Below are 3,252 nucleotides of genomic sequence, written 5' to 3'. Positions count from 1 at the left end.
GCAGCGGTGAGCGGCCCGCGGATGAGCAGGACACCGCGCTGTGGGCGGCGGTCGACAAGACCGATCTCGACGGTTTCGCCGCCGAGTTGGCGATCGCGCCGGACGCCCCGCTCGGTACGGTGCTGCCCGCCTTGGCCGACTGGCGCCGGCGCGTGGGCACCCTGGCGACCGTCGACCACTGGCGCTACCGGGTCACCTGGAAGCGGCGCCCCGACACCGCCGGCGCGGCGGCCCTCACCGGCCACTGGCTCGCCGTCGTACCCGAGCGGTACCGCACCGACCCCGGAGTCACCACCGCACTGGAGGCGCTGGGCGCCGCCGGAGCCGACGTGGCCCTGCTCGAAATCAGCGACGCGGACGCGGACGCCGACGCCGAAGCCGAGGCCGACGCCGAGGTGGAGCGGCTGGAGCAGCGGGTGCGTACGCTCCTGGCCGACCTCGGCGCCGCACCGGCGGGCGTCCTGTCCTTCCTCGGCCTGGACCTCGACCGCCGCCACCCCGGCCTCCCGGCGCTGCCGAGCGGACTGGCCGCCACCCTGGCACTGATCCGCGCGCTGGGGCGGGCCGACGTGCGGGCGCCGCTGTGGCTGACCACCCGGCAGGCGGTCACCACCGGCGAGGACACCCACCCGCACCACCCGCTGGGGTCGCTGATCTGGGGACTCGGCCAGGTCACCGCCCTGGAACACCCCGACCGCTGGGGCGGGTTGATCGACCTGCCCGCCGCACCCGACGCCCGCACCGGGCAGTTGCTGTGTGCCGCGCTCGCCGACGCCGGGCCCGAGGACCAGGTGGCGCTGCGGCCGGCCGGCGCGTTCCTGCGCCGCCTCGCCCATGCCCCGCGCGACCGGCGCCCCGCCCGCCGCACCTGGCGGCCCCGCGGCACCGTCGTCATCACCGGCGGCACCGGCGCGCTGGGCTCCGTACTCGCCCGGTGGCTGGCCGCGGAAGGCGCCGAGCACCTGGTGCTCACCGGCCGCCGCGGCGCCGACGCGCCCGGCGCGGCCGGGCTGCGCGACGAACTCACCGCCGCCGGCGCCCGGGTGACCCTCGCCGCCTGCGACGTCGCCGACCGTGCGGCCGTCGCCGACCTGCTGGCCGGGCTGGCCGCTGCCGGCGAGACCGTACGCGCCGTCCTGCACGCCGCGGGCGTGGCCGAGCTGACGTCCCTGGCGGACACCGGGCCCGCGCAGTTCGCCGCGGGCATCGCCGCCAAGGTCGACGGCGCACGCCACCTGACCGAACTGCTCGACCACACCGCGCTGGACGCCTTCGTGCTGTTCTCCTCCATCGCCGGCGTGTGGGGCAGCGGCGACCACGGCGCCTACGCCGCCGCCAACGCCTACCTCGACGCGCTGGCCGAGGCGAACCGCGCCGCGGGCATCCCCACCACCTCGATCGCCTGGGGCGTGTGGAACGCGTTCGGCGTCAAGGGCGCCGGCGGCATCTCCGAGGCCGTCGACCTCGACCAGCTGCACCGGCGCGGACTGCCCCTGATCGAACCGGAGTTGGGCCTGACCGCCCTGCAACGGGCCCTGGACCGCGACGAGACGGCGCTCACCGTCGCCCCCGTCGCCTGGGAGCGGTTCTTCCCGCTGTTCAGCGCGGCCCGGCCGCGGCCCCTCTTCGACGACCTGCCGCAGGTCCGCGCGCTGACCGCGCTGACCGCCCAGGCGCCCGGCGCACCGGCCCAGCCCGCCGCCGAGCAGCGCACCGGCCTTGCCGCCCTCCCGCCCGAGGACCGCGACAGCGCCCTGCTCGCCCTCGTCCGCGGCGAGGCCGCCGCCGTGCTCGGCTTCGAGCGGCCCGACCAGCTGGAGCCCGACCGGGCGTTCCGCGACATCGGCTTCGACTCGCTGACCGCGATGGAGCTGCGCAACCGCCTGGCAGGAGCCACCGGCCTGGCCCTGTCCGCCGCCCTCGTCTTCGACCACCCGACCCCCCTCGCCATCGCCGCCCACCTCAAGGCCGAGCTGTTCGGGCCGGACACGGACGACGACGCCTTCGTCCTCACCGAACTCGACCGGCTCGCCCAGCGGTTGACCGGTCTGAACCCCGACGGCAACACCCGGCTGGAGATCACCCTGCGGCTGCGGTCCCTGCTCGCGCGGTGGGACGGACCCGACGGCGCCCGGCCCGCGGCCGACGCCGCCTCCGCCGGGCCGGAACTCCAGTCCGCCAGCGTCGACGAGGTGTTCGCCTTCATCGACAGCGAACTAGGGCTCTGAGCACGGCAGTCGGCCCCCGGGCCACCGGCACCACCACGCAACGCGCCACACGACGCAGCACGTACGGCGGCGGCACCAGCCCGCGCCGCCCACCGGACGACAGCACCACGGCACCACGGCACCACGGACACCTTGAACGGCTCAACGGGGGTAGGAACTGATGGCTGATCAGGACAAGTTGGTCGACTACCTGAAGCGGGTCACCACCGATCTTCAGCAGACCCGGCAGCGCCTGCGCGAGTACGAGGCACAGGCCGCCGAGCCGATCGCGATCGTCGGCATGGGCTGCCGCTACCCCGGCGGCGTCGGCTCGCCCGCCGACCTGTGGCGGCTGGTGCACGACGGGGTCGACGCCGTCGGCGGCCTGCCCACCGACCGCGGCTGGGACGTGAAGGCGCTCTACGACCCCGACCCCGACGCCCCCGGCACCACCTACGCCCCCCACGGCGGATACCTCACCGGGGCCACCGAGTTCGACGCGGAGTTCTTCGGGATCTCCCCGCGCGAGGCCACCGCCATGGACCCGCAGCAGCGGCTCGTCCTGGAAACCGCCTGGGAGGCCGTCGAGCACGCCGGCATCGACCCGGCCGCCCTGCGCGGCACCAGCACAGGCGTCTACGTCGGCTGCAACTACCAGGAGTACCGGGCCCGGCTCACCGAGGTCCGCGACGGCCTGGAAGGCCACCTCGTCACCGGCAGCGTCTCCAGCGTGGTGTCCGGTCGCGTCTCCTACGTCCTCGGCCTCGAAGGCCCCGCCCTCACCGTGGACACCGCCTGCTCCTCCTCCCTGGTCACCCTCCACCTGGCCTGCGAGGCGCTGCGCCGCAAGGAGTGCACCATGGCGCTCGCTGGCGGCGTCGCCGTGATGAGCACCCCCCACACCATCACCGGCTTCTCGCGCCAGCGCGGTGTCGCCGCCGACGGCCGCTGCAAGGCGTTCTCCGCCGCTGCCGACGGCATGGGCTTCGGCGAGGGTGTCGGGATGGTGCTGGTGGAGCGGTTGTCGGACGCGGTGCGGCTGGGG

2 protein-coding genes are annotated in these 3,252 nt (G+C 75.6%); both read left to right on the top strand.

Features of this window, described 5'->3' with window-relative positions; all coding sequences use genetic code 11:
• The coding region (locus WA788_RS35125) for an SDR family NAD(P)-dependent oxidoreductase (protein ID WP_335984462.1) at positions 1 to 2,228 on the top strand (2,228 nt) is incomplete at its 5' end.
• Between the two features lie 160 nt (positions 2,229 to 2,388).
• Positions 2,389 to 3,252, top strand: an 864-nt coding sequence (locus WA788_RS35120; protein WP_335984459.1) for a beta-ketoacyl synthase N-terminal-like domain-containing protein, incomplete at its 3' end; no start/stop codon positions are given.

The organism is Streptomyces sp. CA2R106, from assembly GCF_037034245.1.
Taxonomy (GTDB): domain Bacteria; phylum Actinomycetota; class Actinomycetes; order Streptomycetales; family Streptomycetaceae; genus Actinacidiphila.
Note: the sequence above shows the minus strand (reverse complement) of the source record. Positions and strands in the feature narration are given on the sequence as shown.